Raw genomic sequence first — 16,806 nt, forward strand, 5'->3', positions numbered from 1 at the left:
TCATTCTTTCGAGCCAGTCTCGAACCTTCTTCCTCCCAGGGCGGCCAGCCTTTCCCCTCTCCCCGACCGGGCTGGCCGCCACCCCCGACACCAAACCCCAAGACACACCACTCAATCAAAAGGAAACAGACCCATGAAAACCATCATCTCCGCCGCCGTCCTCGCCGTTGTTGCCGCTCCTGCCGCTTTCGCAAGCCTTGCTCCGATCGAAGGTTCGCTGAACTACAACGCCCCCGTCCAGCTCCAGCAGGCCCCGGTCGGCTCCACCGTGCTCCATACCTTCAACGACGGTTCGGGCCGTGACGTTCGCGAAGTCTACAAGGTCAATGCCGACAAGACCGTAACACTCGTCACCCGCTCGATCTCCAACGCAAGCTGATCCCGATGCAGGCCGATGCCGCGCCTGGCTGATGTGACGCGATGGCACGGTATTGGCAGGGGCAGGCCCGACACGATCCCCGATCTTGCGGACTTGCCCTCCACGGAAAAGCGACTGGCCGTCCCCTCTCCCCCAGTAAGGCTGGTCGCCGACCCCCTACCGTCAGAGACCCTGACACAGACAGAAACCGAAGACACAAACGCAATCAAAAGGAAACAGATACATGAAAACCCTCATCTCCGCCGCCGTCCTCGCCGTTGTTGCCGCTCCTGCCGCTTTCGCAAGCGTTGCTCCGATCGAAGGTTCGCTGAACTACAACGCCCCTGTTCAGCTCCAGCAGGCACCGGTCGGCTCCACCGTGCTCCATACCTTCAATGACGGTTCGGGCCGTGACGTTCGCGAAGTCTACAAGGTCAATGCCGACAAGACCGTCACCCTCGTCACCCGTTCGATCTCGAACGCAAGCTGATCAAGCCACCCGGCGATCACGCGCAAAACGCCCCCGCTGCGAAACCGCAGTGGGGCCGTATAGCGTTTGGTAAGGCAAGGCAGATGGGTTCAGCGCAGATAGTCGACGGGAAGAGCTGACCCGCTTTTCAGTGTCTCCATCGAGATTGCCGCCGACACATCGAAGAGTTCGACACGCTTCACAAGACGTCGATACACCACGTCATAATGCTCCACCCGTGGCAGCACGATTTTCAGGATATAGTCGTAATGACCGGTCAGCCGATGGGCTTCCACGATCTCAGCTATATCGACCACCGCACGGCGGAATTCTTCGATCCAGTCATCGGCATGATGCGCCGTCTTCACCAGGGCATAGACGGTGGTCGGAACCCCGATACGCTCCCGGTCGAGAACGGCGATCCGCCGCGCGATGTAACCGCTTTCCTCAAGCTTCTGGATCCGCCGCGAACAGGCTGAAACCGAGAGGGCGACACGATCTGCAAGCTCCGTCACCGGGATGGAGCAATCCAGTTGCAGGAGATCAAGAATCTTACGGTCTCTATCGTCAATCACGCTCGATACTCTGCGTCTTCGATCCAGTTCGATAAAAACTTGGGCGCAAAAACGGAATAGCGCAAGGTTTTTTTGCGTCGACAACCCCCCGAATAATCGCAGTTCGCAAACATTCAGCGCCTGTTGCACGTCAATATGAGCGGCATGCAAACCCAGAGGAACAGACCATGCGCAAGATTGGATTGATTGGCGGAATGAGTTTCGAAAGCTCGGCAGTTTACTACAAGCTGATCAACGAGGCCGTCAGGGCTCGCCTGGGCGGCATCGCCTCCGCGGAAATCATTCTGCACTCCGTCAATTTCGCAGAGATCGTCGAACTACAGACGGCCGGTCGCTGGAACGACGCCGCCAGGCGTCTCGGCGATGCCGCAGAAAACATGGAGCGTACAGGTGCTGAATGCATGCTGATCTGCACGAACACCATGCACCTTATTGCCGACGAAGTCGCCGACCGCCTGTCCGTTCCCCTCATTCATATCGTTGACGTCACCGCTCGTGCACTGAAGTCTGCCGGCGTCAAGCGCCCTTTGCTGCTCGCCACGCGCTACACGATGGAACACGGCTTTTATGCTGAGCGCATGAAGACCAATGGCATAGACATCCTCGTACCGGATTCCGCAGGACGCGCACTGACCCATGAGATCATCTTCAAGGAACTCTGCGCAGGTCAGGTTCTGCCGGAATCGCGACAAAAACTCCTCGATCTGATCGACATGGCGCAAGCGCAGGGCGCTGACAGCGTCATCCTGGGCTGCACCGAAATATGCATGATCCTTGACCCGAACACCCTTACCCTGCCCGGCTTTGACTCAACGGCGCTCCATGCCGAGGCTGCGGTTGATTTCGCTTTGGCACCGAAGGTCGCAACGAGGGCAGCCTGACAGGGTTTCTGGCCTGCGGTCAGACAGTTTGACCGCAGGCGCGGCGGAACCGCCTTACGGTCTCCGCCATACCGAATTCAAGCGCATCCGCCGTCAAGGCGTGGCCGATGGAAACTTCCGCCAACCGGGGGATGCGCTTGACCAGTGCCGGCAGGTTCTCGACCGTCAAATCATGTCCGGCATTGACGGCCAGGCCCTCGGCAAGAGCGGCATCAGCCGTGGCGCCCAGCAACTCGATCTGGCGCGCCGCTTCTTCGCTGCGGTTAAAACATCCACCATAGGGGCCGGTATAGAGTTCGACGCGATCTGCACCGACGGCCTTTGCCTTGGTCATGGCCTCACTGCGTCCGTCCCCATCCACAAAGATAGAAACACGCATACCCTTTGACTTTAGCCGCGCAATGACTGTTGTGAGCAGGTCGGCATGGAGCGTCAAATCCCATCCGTGGTCGGACGTGGCCTGAGACGGATCATCAGGGACTAGCGTTACCTGCTCCGGTGCGGTGGCCTCGCAAAGCGCCAGAAACTCCTCCGAAGGATAGCCCTCGATATTGAATTCAGCCTCCGGGAACTCGTCATCGATCAAGGCGCGCAGATCAGGCAAATCACTGAAGCGGATATGGCGCTGGTCAGGACGCGGATGCACTGTCAGGCCTGCGGCACCGGCCTCAAGCGCGATACGTCCCATATGACGGACACTTGGCCACGGAAGATCGCGCCGGTTGCGCAGCATGGCGATAGCGTTGAGGTTGACCGAAAGCTTGGCAGGCATGCGTCAATTCCGAACTGAGAGAGCTTGTGCATCCATAGGCGATCAGATGGCCGAAGACCAACCACATTTCAAAATAATCCTATTGTCGACACTTATGAATGACACGAGCTCACTACATACACTTTGGGGTATTGACGGACTTCTGCTCTTGCTTGGACAAAACGATTGTGACATCGCGCACAATGAGGCGATGATGAACCATTGAGCCCCAGGATTGTGAGGCCGCAGCCTGATCTGGAATGCTGTCGAATTGGAGACCCGATGGAAGCCATGTCCGGCATCGAAAAGGAAAGAATCCAGCGCGCCCTCGACACCGTTCTTCAGAGCGAAACCTTTTCGCGCTCTGAGAGGCTTCGGTCCTTCTTGAAATACATTGTCGAGATGCAGCAGCAAGGACAGGCTGATCGCCTCAAGGGCTACACGATAGGCATTGACGTTTTTGGACGAGACGAAGGCTTCGACCCGACCACGGATCCTCTCGTTCGCGTTCAGGCGGGCAAGTTGAGGCGCCTTTTGGCGAACTTCTATGCCCATGAAGGGCAAACAGAGCCCTTGAGAATCCAGATTCCCGTCGGCGCCTATGTCCCACTCTACGAGCCGGTGGGGGTTTCAAGTCTTAACGGCGCATCGACGCCGGCCCAATCAAACACACTGGAGGATAGTCGCCTAGGTACAGCAACTGTGCGACGCGAAGATGTGGGAGACGGGCAGGATCTTCCCACTGTCTTCTACCGTGTTGTCGGCGACAGCGACTGGAGAGCCCAGGCTTATGCGAAAGCGGTCAGCCTGTGGAGCCATCGTCTCTGGGGCGTACAGCTGAGAACGCTGGATGAAATTGCCGTTGACGGTCGCGCACTGGACCCGATCTATTTTGTGCTCGATATCGATACGCAGGGGGAATGGAGTGAGCTGAGGTCCACTTTGCGCCATGTTGTTTCTGGCGATGTTGTCACGACGCAAAGCAGCACAACAGATCTAAGCAGTGAGACCCTCCAGATAGGCTCGCTTGCCAATCAATTTGTTGGCTGCTCCCTGACCATTCCCGGGCATCTGTACCGGTTCTGCCAAGAACGGAATCTTTCGAGTCCATTGATGGTATGCCTCGAAGCGACCTATCGATTCTCCATCGAGGCATCCCAGAAGAATTACCGGGAGGCAAAGCTGCATCAAAACCGCTATGGCGGCGCGCAAAGAAGGCACGGACTGGTTTTGACCATTCCGGACATCGTGGCATTGGCCCGGAGTCGCCGCTCAGAAATCCTTTAACTCTCAAGATAGGTCAAAGCTCGATCACGACAGGTGACAGCTTGGTGATTTTTTATTTTAATTTTTCCGCATATAATAGTAAGTCCGTGGGGTAAGGAGCAAAGGGAGAGTCGTCTTCGCCCGCCGAGCGGGCATGGCACACAGGCAGCACTGACAACAAGCGCTTTGGACGGAGGAGTCATGGCGAACGGGTCAAAGAGTCTGCGACTAACCGGAAGATCAGGGAGCCGCGATGCCGAAACGGCAGGCATCCTCCCCGACATTGCCCTGCCGCGAAACATTCCGGACGAACCGATCGCGATTGCTGATATGGCTGATCTGTTCGGAATAACCCACCGCACACTCCATTTCTACGAGGAAAAGGGCCTTCTGACAGCGAACCGTATCGGCCTGATGCGGGTCTATACCCATCATGATGTGGCCCGTATGGCCCTCATCAATATCTGCCGCGAGGTCGGCATTCCTGTTGCCGTCATCCAAGACTTGATGGAGATGTTGAAGACAACGGATTCCAAGGCCGAAGCGAACATGCTTTTGGAGGAAGCCCTCCTCGCCCGCCGGCGTGAACTGACAGCCGATCTTTCCAACACGCATCGTCAGTTACAGCAGATCAACACGATCCTCGACCATGACGATGCCCACAGACAGTCAAAGGTGAACGATGTCCGGGACCGTTTAAGCTTGAGCGAAGAGGAGCGGCAAATTCTGCACCTGATGGCGGAGGGCTATACATCATTAAGGATCGCGCGAACCTGTGAAATGAAACTGGTAGAGGTCGAGGCGATCGAGGAGCGCATCACCGGTAAACTTGGCGCCCAAAATCGATTTCAGGCTGTTGCGAAGGCCGTTTTGCTGGGTCTGATAGCCACCTAAAGCACGTCCAGCAAACATACGTCAGCGGTTTTGCGTCCGGGCTGCGTAAAAACAGAAGACAGCCATGATTGAACTTGTCCTGTCTGGATCTGCCGCGGAAGCCCCAGCACTGACTGGCCCGACACAAATCGAGTTGATCGATCGACTGAAGCCGCACCTTTTGACCGCCGCCGACAGCGGAGCTTCCAAGACAGGCTCACACCACTATCGGACGATCGTCAGCGTCTCGGCAGCGCGGGTTACAGCCGTATAGAGCCAGCGCTCACGCGTATCACGAAAGGCCCAGCTTTCATCGAAAAGCACCACATCATTCCATTGCGAGCCCTGGGCCTTGTGCACCGTCAGTGCATAGCCATAGTCGAAATCATCATACCGCTTGCGTGTTGACCACGGAATCTCGGTCTCGACGTCCTCAAACGCCGCCTTCAGAAGCTTTATCTTGGCCGCACCCCGATCCATATCGTCGTCTTCCGGCTTTATCAGCAGATTGATGCCGGGCTTTACTGTTTCTCGTGACGATGACATGACCTGCCAGAGAGACCCGTTCAGCAGCCCCTTCACCTGATCATTTCGCAGGCAGACAAGCTTGTCACCAGCCTGCGGATAATCAGCGCTGAAGCCCTTCAGTTCGCGCAGGCGCATGTTATAGCGACGCCGGGTCTTGTTCGTGCCGACCAGGACTTGATCCGCCCCGAGAACAAGATCCTGATTGACTTCATTCTTGGAGATGACGCGCGCCGTTGAGCCATAGTCGCCATACATGATCTCCTTGCCTTCGCGGATATGCATCGCAAGCTGGATGATCGGGTTGTCGCGCGCCTGGCGGTGAATTTCCGTCAGGAGGTAATCCGGCTCCTGCTCCGTGAAAAAGCCACCACCGGAGACCGGCGGCAACTGCCCCGGATCCCCAAGGACCAGGATCGGCGTTCCGAAACTCATCAGATCGCGCCCAAGCTGCTCATCCACCATCGAGCACTCGTCAATCACGATCAGCGCCGCCCTGGCGACCGGACTCTGACGATTGATGGCAAACATGGGCGCAATAGACGTCTTGCCGGTTTCCTCATCCTCGACAGACTCCTCCCCGCGCGGTCGGTAGATCAGCGAATGGATGGTTTTGGCATTGGATGCGCCACGCGAGCGCAAGACTTGCGCGGCTTTGCCCGTGAAGGCGGCAAACAGCACGTCACCATCGACATGCTCGGCAAAATGCTTTGCAAGGGTGGTCTTCCCCGTTCCGGCATAGCCGAAGAGCCGGAAGACCGGTGACTTCCCCTCCTTCAACCATCTGGAGACGGCCTTCAAAGCTTCATCTTGTTGCGGAGCAAACTGCATGCCTAGGTCATGCGCGGATTCGTGCTGCACATGCAAGGCAAAACGCCACCGGGACCTTCATATCCCGGTGGCGTAACAGACAGACGTCATCCCGCTGAAGTCGATCAGTTAAGGCATTTTTCCAGCAGGGCCTCATCAGGATATTTCGCATCCGGCCCGAACTCTCGATAGCAGGCCAGCGTCCACTCCTTGGCCACGTTCTCCCCGGCGGCGGCCTGTCCCTTGGGCGCTGCGAGCCGGTCAGACTTGACGATCACGAGACTGCCAGCCTTTGGCATGACTTTTGTTTCGGCCTTCGCTCCGGCGGTCATCGATACAGTCCCCACGACAATCAGGGCAGCGGCCATAGCAATCTTCATCATGATTTTGTCCTCTCTCCAAAATCGCGTTCTTGCGATTGTTCCTTTTTAGAAAGTGGCGGCTGAATGCTCCCGGAATAAGGCGTTCATCTGACGTTAACGATCTAAGTCTCTGAAAAGACGAAAAAAGGCGGCCTCACGACCGCCCCTGGATTGTGCAAATCGTGGCCTGCTTGGCCTACATCCCCTGTGCACCACGGTTCATGGCTGCAATGCCGGTGCGGCAGATCTCATTCAACCCGAGTGGCTTCATGATCGACAGGAACTGGTCGATCTTGGATGACTTGCCGGTGATCTCGAAAATGAAGTGATCGACCGTGGCGTCCACGACCTTGGCCTGGAAGGCGTCGGCCAGACGCAGGGTCTCAGCGCGCATATCGCCCACAGACACCACCTTGACCAGGGCCACCTCGCGCTCGATCGGACGCTCCTGCCCCAGTTCGCGGGCGCGAACCGTCAAGTCAACCACCCGGTGAACCGGGACGATCCGCTCAAGCTGAGCCTTGATCTGCTCAAGCACGGTCGGCGTGCCGCGGGTTACAATCGTGATGCGGGACAGATGCGCCTCATGCTCGGTCTCTGAAACCGTGAGGCTCTCGATGTTGTAGCCGCGGCCTGAAAACAAACCGATAACGCGCGCGAGCACACCCGGTTCGTTGTCCACCAGCACCGAAAGCGTATGGCTTTCGATCGCGGCAGTTTCCTTGGAGATGAAATAGGCCGAACCGGTCGGCTGAAGCTGTGCATTCATGTTCTTCAATCCTTCGGTTAGACGAGCTGACGACCCTTGGCGTCGATGGCATTTGCCACGACTTCATCGGTGGCCTCATCAGGCAGGAGCATTTCGTTATGCGCCTTGCCGGACGGGATCATCGGGAAGCAGTTGGCGAGATTGGCGACGCGGCAATCGAAGATGACCGGCTTCTTCACGTCGATCATCTCCTGGATCGCACCATCAAGCTCGTCCGGCTTTTCGCAACGAATGCCAACAGCGCCATAGGCTTCCGCCAGCTTGACGAAATCGGGCATGGCTTCCGTGTAGGAGTTCGACAGTCGGTTGCCATGCAGCAACTGCTGCCACTGACGGACCATGCCCATATACTGGTTGTTCAGAATGAAGATCTTGATCGGTGCGTCATACTGGATGGCCGCCGACATTTCCTGAATGCACATCTGGATTGAGGCATCACCAGCAATATCGATGACCAGCGCATCCGGATGGGCGATCTGAACACCGAGGGCGGCCGGCAGGCCATAGCCCATGGTCCCGAGACCACCAGAGGTCATCCAGCGGTTTGGCTGTTCAAAACCGTAGAACTGGGCGGCCCACATCTGGTGCTGGCCCACTTCCGTGGTGATGTAGGTGTCACGATGCTTCGTGAGTTCATAAAGCCGCTGCAGGGCATATTGCGGCATGATCACATCCTTGGACGGCGTGTAGGCAAATGAATTGCGTGCCCTCCATTTCTGGATGCTCGCCTTCCATTCTTCAGTCTGACTGGCCTCGGGCTTCTTGGGCAGAGCGCGCCAGGCCCGCACCATGTCCTCCAGCACTGTCCCGATATCGCCGGTGATCGGGACATCCACGCGGACGTTCTTGTTGATTGACGATGGATCGATGTCGATGTGGATCTTCTTCGAATTCGGCGAAAACGCATTCAGACGACCGGTGATGCGGTCATCGAACCGGGCACCGATGCAGACCATGACATCGCAGTCATGCATCGCCATATTGGCTTCGTAGGAACCATGCATGCCGAGCATGCCCAGCCAGTTCTTGCCGGATGCCGGATAGCAACCAAGCCCCATCAGCGTCGACGTGATCGGGAAATCGGTAAGACCGACGAGATCGCGCAGCAGCTTGCTCGCTTCGGGGCCCGAATTCACGACACCGCCGCCGGAATAGATGATCGGGCGACGCGCGGTCGCCATCAGTTCCACGGCAGCCTGAATGGCGCGTGCATCACCCTGCTTCTTCGGTTGATAGCTCTTCTGCACCTTGTGCAAGTCCGGCGGCGTATAGGTCCCGGTCGCGAACTGGACGTCCTTTGGAATGTCCACGAGGACGGGGCCCGGACGACCGGACTGGGCGATGCGGAATGCCTCATGAATGATGCCCGCGAGCTGATTGACATCCTTGACCAGCCAGTTGTGCTTGGTGCAAGGTCGTGTGATGCCGACGGTGTCGCATTCCTGGAAGGCATCCGAACCGATGAGGGCGGTCGGAACCTGACCCGAAATACAGACCAGCGGAACGCTGTCCATCAGGGCGTCCTGCAGCGGGGTCACGGCGTTGGTTGCGCCCGGACCAGACGTGACCAGCATAACGCCGACCTTGCCGGTAGACCGTGCATAGCCCTCAGCAGCATGTCCCGCGCCCTGCTCGTGGCGAACCAGAATGTGCTGGATTTCTTCCTGCTGGAAAATCTCGTCGTAGATCGGAAGAACTGCACCGCCGGGATAACCGAAGATATGCTCCACCCCATTGTCCTTGAGCGCCTGCAAGACGATCTCGGCCCCAGTCATTTGATTATCTTTACCCGTCATGCTGTGTTTCCATCTGCCTTTAGGATTTGGGGCTGATAGCCCGGATCAGGACATAAAAAAAGGCCCCTTGAGGAGCCTGTCTTCTAGCGCATGGGTGGCTTACGCCGGATGGTTACACCATCCTGCCCATGCGCCTTCCCACCACGATAAATGCGATCGAGTTTTTCATGGCGACTTTGATAACCACAAATGCCGCCAGCGTCAACGCGAAAACAGTTGGGTTGAAATCAACCGAGATAGCATGATTGATCTTTGTCGGCGCGAAAACTGTTCTTCCAAAAACCAAATTCAACCACTTTTTAAGATGCTTCTGCTCAATGTCGCTTCAGACAAGGAGTCCGTCTTGCATACTGTCGACCAGACCAGCCTTAACACCTCCAGTGACGAAGAACGCCGCGACCGGGCGCATCCCGGCAATCGGCTTCTCGGTCGCGTCGTCGCCTGCAATGGTTCGCGCGCAACAATTTCCGCGATTGCGGAGCACGGCGGCACCGACCTGACGGAACTCTGGTCTGTTGGCAGATTGATTTCCATCACCGTTGGCAAGAACCGCGTCGTAGCGCTGGTCTATTCGATGCAGACCGGCACGAAGATCTGGGGAGAAGGCGAAGACAACGCCTTCCTCATTGAGGTGGAGCTCCTTGGCGAAGTTCATGTGCGCGACGACGGCAAGGAAGTCTTTTCAACCGGCATCTCGCGCTACCCCTATCTCGGCGCGATTGCACATCGCATCCGCGCGGCTGACCTGTTGCGCATCTATGATTCAAACCAGAGCGATACCTGCGCGATCGGCAAGCTGACGCAGGATGAGTCAATCGACGCGACCATCCATATCCCCTCCATGTTGTCGAAGCACTTCGCGGTCGTCGGCTCGACCGGCGTCGGCAAGTCGACAGCCGTATCGCTGCTACTGCGCAAGGCGATTGAAAGCGACCCGAAGCTTCGCGTCCTGATCCTGGACCCTCACAATGAATTCGCCGCCGCCTTCCCCAACCATGCGGTGGTGATCGACACGGATACCCTCGATCTGCCTTTCTGGCTGATGCGGCTGGAAGAATTTGCGGAAGTGCTGTTTCGTGGCCGCCCGCCGATTCCGGAGGAAATGGATATCCTGCGGGATCTGATGCCGGAAGCCAAACGGGCATTCAGGGGTAGCGAATCTGCCCTTATGCGTCGTGCTTCAGACAAAACCGCGATCACCGCCGACACACCGGTACCCTATCGCATCGCGGACCTGATCGCACTGATCGACGAGCGGATCGGTCGACTAGAAGGCCGTGGTGAAAAACCGTTCCTGCGGTCGCTGAAGATGCGCATCATGTCCGCCGTGCATGACCCGCGCTATCACTTCATGTTCTCCAGCAATACGATCAGCGACACGATCATGGAGACGATCGCGCATATCTTTCGAATTCCGGGCGATGATCGTCCCATCTGCACATTCCAGCTGGCCGGCATACCATCTGAAGTGGTCAATTCCGTCGCCTCTGTCCTGTGCCGCATGGCATTCGAACTGGCCCTTTGGTCTAACGGCGCTATTCACATGCTTGTCGTCTGCGAAGAGGCGCATCGATATGTGCCGGCAGATCCCAACCTCGGCTTCTTCCCAACCCGCCAGGCGATTGCACGAATTGCCAAGGAAGGCCGTAAATATGGGGTCTCGCTCGGTATCATCACCCAGCGTCCAGGCGAGCTGGATCAGACGATTCTGTCGCAGTGTTCGACGCTCTTTGCCATGCGCCTCGCAAATGATCACGACCAGGAGATCATTCGTTCGGCCATTCCCGACAGCTCGATCTCGACAACCAGCTTCATTTCATCCATAGGCAATGGCGAGGCAATCGCGTTCGGTGAAGCAATTGCCGTGCCCATGCGCATGCGCTTCACAAGGGTCAAGCCCAACGAATTGCCCAAGGCGAACGGTGTCAACGCCAAAATCAGTGACGACAGTCCCGATACGGTCGATCTGAAACTAATCGTCAGCCGTATGCGCGCCGTTGCACCACCCGATATTTCGGCATTCCAGCAAAGCTATGAGAGCGCTTATCCTACGCCCCGCGCACCAGAGCCGCAAGGCAGTGCCGCGGTCGACGACGCGGCTGATCATCATGATTTCGAAGAACCTCAGCTGGATAATGACGCCACATTCGAAGAAATCCGCCAGGCGCTCCTGAACCCCGCGCGACCATCATCTGCGCAAACTGCTGTCACAAGCGCAGCCGCCCCCCTTTCGCGCATGCCGACCGAGTTGCCGCCCGGCCCAGTTGAACCCTACAACTCGGACATGCTACCTGGTCACGAGATAAGTTCTTCCAATCCCTTGCGCAGGGTATCGGACGTCCAACCAGTCCCGGACACATCGGATTATCGAAGCAGCCGTGATACGGGTTCCCCACCGGCAGGACGGCGCTTTGAATCCAGCGGAAATGTTCATCAGTCCGAACAGCCAGTGCTGCGCCGAGAGACGCCTTCTTTGCGTGAAAGCATCCTCAGAAAACCACTCTCCAGTCTCTACAAAAAGGACTGAGCACGGTTCGCGTGGTCCAACCTCGTCCAGCTATCGTCCATCTGATTGCGAAACCAGGTCATTTGGCGTTTGGCATATTGCCTCGTGGCGGCAGAAGCCCGCTCAATTGCCTCTTCTCGCGAAAGCCGTCCGGCCAGCATGTCGGCAATCTGCTGGACACCGATTGCCTTCAGGACCGGACGATCCGCCGGCAGATGTTTCGCAAGCAGGGCACGGACCTCGTCGACCGCCCCCTCGTCCATCATCCGGGCGAAGCGGCTGTTGATACGCGCGTGCAAAAGCGACCGTTCCGGCTGCACCACGAGTTTTGCAGCTCTTGTCGGATCGACAATCATCGGACCGGCACTGTCCTGAAACTCCAGAATGGAACGCCCCGAGGCCTCAAGCACCTCGAGAGCCCGGATCACGCGCTGCAAGTCGGAAGGGTTAAGTCGGATTCCCATGACTGGATCGCGTTCGGCGAGTTCAGCATGCAGCGCATGCGCTCCCTCCTCATCACCACGGCGGCGCAGGCGCTCGCGCACCTCGTCCGGGATGGACGGCATGTTGGACAGACCGCCGGTCAGGGCCTTGAAATAGAGCCCGGTACCGCCAACGATGACTGGTAACTTACCCTCTCCCCGAAGATCAGCCAGCAGCGATGAAATTTCCCGAAGCCAATCGCCGGTGGAATAAGCGGTAGCGACAGGAACGTGACCGTAAAGGTGATGAACAATCCCATCCATCTCCGCCTCGCTCGGTCGAGCCGTGACAACACGCAGCGTATCATAGACCTGCATGCTGTCGGCATTGATCACGACACCGTTGTTGCGGCGCGCAAGGTCAAGCGCCAAAGCGGACTTGCCGCTGGCGGTCGGCCCGGTTATCAGGATCGCATCGATATCCGACTTGGGATTTTTCATCATGGCTCTCGTTGCCACGCTTATCGCCAATCCGTCAAACCCTGTTCTGACAACTGCCTTGGGAGAGGCCTGCGCCAAGGCGGTCTCGGCATCGGGACTCTACTGGCTTGCTGATGGCGTGGCCTGCGACATCGCTCTTCCAGAGGGGACGGACCGAGAGCTGGCCGAGCGACAGTTTCGCGCGTTGATCGGCAAGACACAGGTGGATGTCGCCGTCCAGGATGCTGAAACAAGACGTAAGAAGTTCCTGATCGCCGATATGGACTCAACGATGATCGGCCAGGAATGCATTGATGAACTCGCCGCCGTTGTTGGCCTGAAGGACAAGGTATCGGAGATTACCGCGCGGGCGATGAATGGAGAGATCGCCTTCGAACCTGCCCTTCGCGAACGTGTCGCTTTGCTGAAAGGACTGCCGACATCTGTTGTCGATGATGTGATCGCCAGCCGGATCACTCTGACACCCGGCGGCCTTCAGTTGATCGCGACCATGAAGGCGCGTGGGTATTACACCGCACTCGTCTCAGGCGGTTTCACCGTTTTCACAGGTCCCATCGCGGCCATGCTTGGTTTTGACGAGAACCGCGCGAACATCCTTCTGGAAAAGGACGGGCAGCTGACGGGTGAAGTGGCAGAACCCATCCTCGGAAAGCAGGCGAAAGTCGATTCCCTGATCGACATTGCGTCAAAGCTCGCCATCGATCCATTCGACACGATTGCCGTCGGCGACGGTGCCAATGATCTGGGCATGCTCGGCATTGCCGGAACAGGGGTTGCACTGCATGCGAAGCCCGCCGTAGCGGCGCAAGCCAAGATCCGCATCGACCATGGCGACCTCACCGCACTGCTCTATCTCCAGGGCTATCGCAAGACCGATTTTGTTGACCCGGCGCAGTAACCCATGCTCATTCTTGAGACAGAGCGGCTAAGGCTGCGCAACTGGTGCAAGGATGACAGGGACTTGTTTCGCGAAATCAATCGCGATCCCAAGGTGATGGAATTCTACCCGATGCGGCGGAGCCATGAAGAAGCCGATGCCCTGATGGATCTGGTTAGCGATATGATCGCAAGCACTGGTCTTGGCTTTTATGCCTTGGCAGATCGAGAAACAGATGAAGCCTTGGGCTTTTGTGGGCTGGCAAAGGTCGAACTTCCTGGCATTCTGCCACCTGATGCGGTGGAAATCGGATGGCGACTGGCCACCCGCTTTTGGGGCCAGGGCTACGTCACCGAAGCGGCTCGTGCTTTGCTGTCTTTCGGCTTTCAGGAACGGCAAATCCCCCAGATATTTTCCTTCGCTGTTGAGACCAATCATCGTTCGATCGCCGTGATGAAACGGATTGGGATGTGCGAAGTGGAAGCAGGAGCATTCAATCATCCACGTGTTCCCGAAACTCATCCTCACTTGATGCGCCATGTGTTGTACCGCGCAGATTTCCCTTCACGGACAAAGAACCGGGAACGACAAACACGCATAAATCGCTAAAACCGATATTCCGACACATTCGATTCATCCGAATTTAAGTGACCGCTTGTATGCTCGGCACTATGTCGAACAGCATCTTGTCACCAGCCCAGATAAAGCAGAAGTCTCTTTGGGACCGGTTTCTCCATATTGGTGAAGCCGAACTGAGCGAGGATGAGGCTGCTTCCATTCGCGCCACGCGTCTCGGCACAGTGTTATCGAACACGCCCTGGATGATGGGCGCCAATGTCGCCAATGCGATTCTGACATCCATTGTGTTCGTCGACAGCCCGGTGGCGCCGGCGATCCTGACGCTGTGCGGCCTGCTGATCTTGCTGTTCAGCTTTACCGGTGTGACGTGGTGGCGCAGCAGAAATGCCCCCCAGCGGCAGCGCGCAAGTATCAAAGGTGTAAAGCGCGCCGTCGTCTATGCGGCATTGATCGCTGGTTTTTGGGCCATCCTGGCCATCATGACCTACAGCCATGCCAACGACAGCGAGAAGCTCGTGATCGTGGCTTTGACTGTCGGCATGGCAGGCGGCGGCGGGTTTGCGTTGGCGACGATCCCTGCAGCGGCAATTGCATTCACAGGCGTACTTGGCCTGGGTGGAGCGATTGCGCTGATGACACAACCCGCTCTCATCGGCGTCTACCTCTTTGCGCTCTACATCGTCTATAGCGCAATCATCATCGGTTCTTCGTTGAGACTTTGCGCTAGCCTTACGGAGCGCGACCGCGCCAAGCTTGCAGCCGACGAAAAGCGCGACTTGATCGGCCTTCTGCTCAACGACTTCGAAGAGAACGCCACCGACTGGCTCTGGGGCACGGACGAACAGATGATCCTTCGTCGCGCCTCCCCTCGACTGTCGGAGCAAATCGGTCAGGGCGCAAGCGAATTGTTGGGCTACCACTTCGCAGATGTGATCCCGTTCTCGAAAACACTGTGCACGATGCTCGCAAAGCTTGGCGCTCGGGAAGACGTGGTCACAGCTCTAGATAGCCGGCAACCATTCCGCAATCTTGAAATCTGTGTCGAAGTGGGTGGAAGGCATCAGGTATGGTCACTGAGCGGCAAACCGATTTTTGATATACTCGGAGAGTTCAGGGGCTATCGAGGTGTAGGCAACGATATCACCGCGACCCGGGAGGCCCGTCTGAGGATCGAGCATCTGGCGCGCCACGATACCCTGACCGGCCTCTCAAATCGCACCGTGCTTTCCGAGGACCTACTGCGGGCCGTCTCCCATCTGGAGAGATTTGGAGATAAATTCTCCGTCTTGCTTCTGGATCTGGATCGTTTCAAGCAGGTCAACGATACCCACGGCCACGGCGGTGGTGACGAGCTCCTGCAAGTTGTTGCAAAGATCATTCATGACCTCTGCGACGAACGAGACACGGTCGCGCGGCTTGGCGGTGATGAGTTTGCGATCATCCAGTTTGGCGGCGATGGCGCGGCACAGGCCGCAGACCTGGCGTCACGCATCATTCAACAGGTTTCCACACCGCTCGAACTGAGCAGCGGAGCAGTCCATATTGGCATCAGCATCGGTATTGCCTGTGCGCCCAATGATGGGTTCGATGCGGACAGCATTATGCGCAATGCCGATCTTGCCCTTTACCGCGCAAAATCCGACGGACGGAATCGCTTCCGCTTCTTCGATGTCTCGCTCGATGCCCATGCGCGGCGGAGAAACCAAATCGAGCAGGAACTGCGCCTTGCTCTAGCCGAAGGCACGCTCACACTGCACGCCCAGCCTCTTGTTATGGCATCAAACGGCGAAGTCGTGTGCGTAGAAGCACTTGTCCGCTGGAATCACGCACAACTTGGTACTATCAGCCCGGCTGAATTCATACCGATCGCAGAAGGTACAGGTCAGATACTCGACATCGGATCCTGGGTAATCCGGATGGCTTGTAAAGCCGCGTCAAAATGGCCTGAAACTGTGCGCGTGGCCATCAATCTCTCGCCTCGGCAATTCTCAAATCCGGCCCTTCTCCCAACCCTGGAAAAAGCGATACGCGAAAACAACCTATCCCCCGGTCGCGTTGAGCTGGAGGTGACAGAATCACTTCTGCTGGATCCATCGCCCGCGGTCGAAACCACATTGCTTGCATTGCGAATACTCGGCGTGCGCATCGCGCTCGATGACTTTGGCACGGGTTATTCGTCACTGAGCTATTTGAAGCGCTACAAGTTCGACAAGCTGAAGATTGACCAGACTTTCATCACCGATCTCGACAGCAATCCCGATAGCGCCGCAATCGTCGCATCTGTCATCACACTGGCCCGCAACCTGAACCTGTCGGTCGCTGCCGAAGGCGTTGAAAAGGCGTCCCAGTTTGATCGTCTTGCGGCGCTTGGCTGCAGCGAAATTCAGGGGTTTCTGATATCAAAGCCAATGCCAATTGACGATTTGAACGCCTTCATCCAGCGAAACCAGGGGAGTCTGCGATCGCGGAGGACCGCGCAGGCCTGA

Annotated in this window: 16 protein-coding genes; 9 read left to right on the forward strand and 7 right to left on the reverse strand. The window is 57.2% G+C overall.

Features of this window, described 5'->3' with window-relative positions; translation table 11 throughout:
* Positions 1 to 133 precede the first annotated feature (133 nt).
* Together FE840_RS15215 and FE840_RS15220 are read left to right on the forward strand one after the other, a co-directional pair.
* A complete protein-coding gene (locus FE840_RS15215; RefSeq protein WP_138286334.1) occupies positions 134 to 379 on the forward strand; it encodes a hypothetical protein in 246 nt (81 codons plus the stop codon).
* A 223-nt stretch (positions 380 to 602) separates the two neighbouring features.
* Positions 603 to 848 carry a hypothetical protein gene (locus FE840_RS15220; RefSeq protein WP_138286335.1) on the forward strand — a complete coding sequence of 82 codons (246 nt, stop codon included), beginning with the start codon at positions 603 to 605 and terminating at the stop codon, positions 846 to 848.
* Positions 849 to 937: 89 nt separating this feature from the next.
* Here FE840_RS15220 and FE840_RS15225 read toward each other — a convergent pair whose 3' ends face one another.
* Positions 938 to 1,402, reverse strand: a complete 465-nt coding sequence (locus tag FE840_RS15225) for an Lrp/AsnC family transcriptional regulator (RefSeq protein ID WP_138286336.1) — start codon at positions 1,400 to 1,402, stop codon at positions 938 to 940.
* 167 nt (positions 1,403 to 1,569) lie between these two features.
* Here FE840_RS15225 and FE840_RS15230 point away from each other — a divergent pair, with 167 nt between their 5' ends.
* Positions 1,570 to 2,283, forward strand: coding sequence for an aspartate/glutamate racemase family protein (locus tag FE840_RS15230; protein WP_138286337.1), 714 nt, complete (start codon positions 1,570 to 1,572; stop codon positions 2,281 to 2,283).
* Between the two features lie 19 nt (positions 2,284 to 2,302).
* On the opposite strand, the gene FE840_RS15235 is transcribed toward FE840_RS15230, so the two are convergent.
* Positions 2,303 to 3,055, reverse strand: a complete 753-nt coding sequence (locus FE840_RS15235) for a pyridoxine 5'-phosphate synthase (RefSeq protein WP_138286338.1) — start codon at positions 3,053 to 3,055, stop codon at positions 2,303 to 2,305.
* Positions 3,056 to 3,418: 363 nt separating this feature from the next.
* Between FE840_RS15235 and FE840_RS15240 the strand changes: the two genes are divergently transcribed.
* Positions 3,419 to 4,321, forward strand: a complete 903-nt coding sequence (locus FE840_RS15240) for a hypothetical protein (RefSeq protein WP_179028208.1) — start codon at positions 3,419 to 3,421, stop codon at positions 4,319 to 4,321.
* 180 nt (positions 4,322 to 4,501) lie between these two features.
* A complete protein-coding gene (locus FE840_RS15245; protein ID WP_138286340.1) occupies positions 4,502 to 5,194 on the forward strand; it encodes a MerR family transcriptional regulator in 693 nt (230 codons plus the stop codon).
* 204 nt (positions 5,195 to 5,398) lie between these two features.
* Here the strand turns inward: FE840_RS15245 and FE840_RS15250 are convergent, their stop codons facing one another.
* The 4 genes from FE840_RS15250 to FE840_RS15265 form a co-directional block, all read right to left on the reverse strand.
* Positions 5,399 to 6,529 carry an ATP-dependent DNA helicase gene (locus FE840_RS15250; RefSeq protein WP_138286341.1) on the reverse strand — a complete coding sequence of 377 codons (1,131 nt, stop codon included), beginning with the start codon at positions 6,527 to 6,529 and terminating at the stop codon, positions 5,399 to 5,401.
* A gap of 104 nt (positions 6,530 to 6,633) precedes the next feature.
* Complete coding sequence (locus FE840_RS15255) at positions 6,634 to 6,891, reverse strand: hypothetical protein (protein WP_138286342.1); 258 nt, start codon at positions 6,889 to 6,891, stop codon at positions 6,634 to 6,636.
* A gap of 175 nt (positions 6,892 to 7,066) precedes the next feature.
* Positions 7,067 to 7,639: an acetolactate synthase small subunit gene (gene ilvN, locus FE840_RS15260; RefSeq protein ID WP_138286343.1), complete on the reverse strand. Its 573-nt coding sequence runs from the start codon at positions 7,637 to 7,639 to the stop codon at positions 7,067 to 7,069.
* A 17-nt stretch (positions 7,640 to 7,656) separates the two neighbouring features.
* A complete protein-coding gene (locus tag FE840_RS15265; protein WP_425502214.1) occupies positions 7,657 to 9,414 on the reverse strand; it encodes an acetolactate synthase 3 large subunit in 1,758 nt (585 codons plus the stop codon).
* Between the two features lie 364 nt (positions 9,415 to 9,778).
* Between FE840_RS15265 and FE840_RS15270 the strand changes: the two genes are divergently transcribed.
* Positions 9,779 to 11,962 carry an ATP-binding protein gene (locus tag FE840_RS15270; protein ID WP_425502139.1) on the forward strand — a complete coding sequence of 728 codons (2,184 nt, stop codon included), beginning with the start codon at positions 9,779 to 9,781 and terminating at the stop codon, positions 11,960 to 11,962.
* Here the strand turns inward: FE840_RS15270 and miaA are convergent.
* Positions 11,947 to 12,867: a tRNA (adenosine(37)-N6)-dimethylallyltransferase MiaA gene (gene miaA, locus FE840_RS15275; protein ID WP_171033667.1), complete on the reverse strand. Its 921-nt coding sequence runs from the start codon at positions 12,865 to 12,867 to the stop codon at positions 11,947 to 11,949. The two genes, FE840_RS15270 and miaA, sit on opposite strands and share 16 nt — an antisense overlap.
* On the opposite strand from miaA, the gene serB reads away from it, so the two are divergent.
* From serB to FE840_RS15290, 3 genes are all read left to right on the forward strand, one after another.
* Complete coding sequence (gene serB / locus FE840_RS15280) at positions 12,866 to 13,762, forward strand: phosphoserine phosphatase SerB (protein ID WP_138286346.1); 897 nt, start codon at positions 12,866 to 12,868, stop codon at positions 13,760 to 13,762. The two genes, miaA and serB, sit on opposite strands and share 2 nt — an antisense overlap.
* Positions 13,763 to 13,765: 3 nt before the next feature.
* Positions 13,766 to 14,350, forward strand: a complete 585-nt coding sequence (locus tag FE840_RS15285) for a GNAT family N-acetyltransferase (RefSeq protein WP_138286347.1) — start codon at positions 13,766 to 13,768, stop codon at positions 14,348 to 14,350.
* 62 nt (positions 14,351 to 14,412) lie between these two features.
* Positions 14,413 to 16,806 (forward strand): putative bifunctional diguanylate cyclase/phosphodiesterase, encoded by a 2,394-nt coding sequence (locus tag FE840_RS15290; RefSeq protein ID WP_138286348.1) that lies wholly within the window; start codon positions 14,413 to 14,415, stop codon positions 16,804 to 16,806.

This window comes from Peteryoungia desertarenae (assembly GCF_005860795.2).
Taxonomy (GTDB): Bacteria; Pseudomonadota; Alphaproteobacteria; order Rhizobiales; family Rhizobiaceae; genus Allorhizobium; species Allorhizobium desertarenae.

Coding starts and splice junctions, on each gene's coding strand:
- serB (WP_138286346.1), top strand. CDS start 12,866: ATGGCTCTCGTTGCCACGCTTATCGCCAATCCGTCAAACCCTGTTCTG.
- FE840_RS15265 (WP_425502214.1), bottom strand. CDS start 9,414: ATGACTGGGGCCGAGATCGTCTTGCAGGCGCTCAAGGACAATGGGGTG.
- FE840_RS15215 (WP_138286334.1), top strand. CDS start 134: ATGAAAACCATCATCTCCGCCGCCGTCCTCGCCGTTGTTGCCGCTCCT.
- FE840_RS15230 (WP_138286337.1), top strand. CDS start 1,570: ATGCGCAAGATTGGATTGATTGGCGGAATGAGTTTCGAAAGCTCGGCA.
- miaA (WP_171033667.1), bottom strand. CDS start 12,867: ATGATGAAAAATCCCAAGTCGGATATCGATGCGATCCTGATAACCGGG.
- FE840_RS15220 (WP_138286335.1), top strand. CDS start 603: ATGAAAACCCTCATCTCCGCCGCCGTCCTCGCCGTTGTTGCCGCTCCT.
- FE840_RS15235 (WP_138286338.1), bottom strand. CDS start 3,055: ATGCCTGCCAAGCTTTCGGTCAACCTCAACGCTATCGCCATGCTGCGC.
- FE840_RS15255 (WP_138286342.1), bottom strand. CDS start 6,891: ATGATGAAGATTGCTATGGCCGCTGCCCTGATTGTCGTGGGGACTGTA.
- FE840_RS15285 (WP_138286347.1), top strand. CDS start 13,766: ATGCTCATTCTTGAGACAGAGCGGCTAAGGCTGCGCAACTGGTGCAAG.
- FE840_RS15245 (WP_138286340.1), top strand. CDS start 4,502: ATGGCGAACGGGTCAAAGAGTCTGCGACTAACCGGAAGATCAGGGAGC.
- ilvN (WP_138286343.1), bottom strand. CDS start 7,639: ATGAATGCACAGCTTCAGCCGACCGGTTCGGCCTATTTCATCTCCAAG.
- FE840_RS15250 (WP_138286341.1), bottom strand. CDS start 6,529: ATGCAGTTTGCTCCGCAACAAGATGAAGCTTTGAAGGCCGTCTCCAGA.
- FE840_RS15290 (WP_138286348.1), top strand. CDS start 14,413: ATGTCGAACAGCATCTTGTCACCAGCCCAGATAAAGCAGAAGTCTCTT.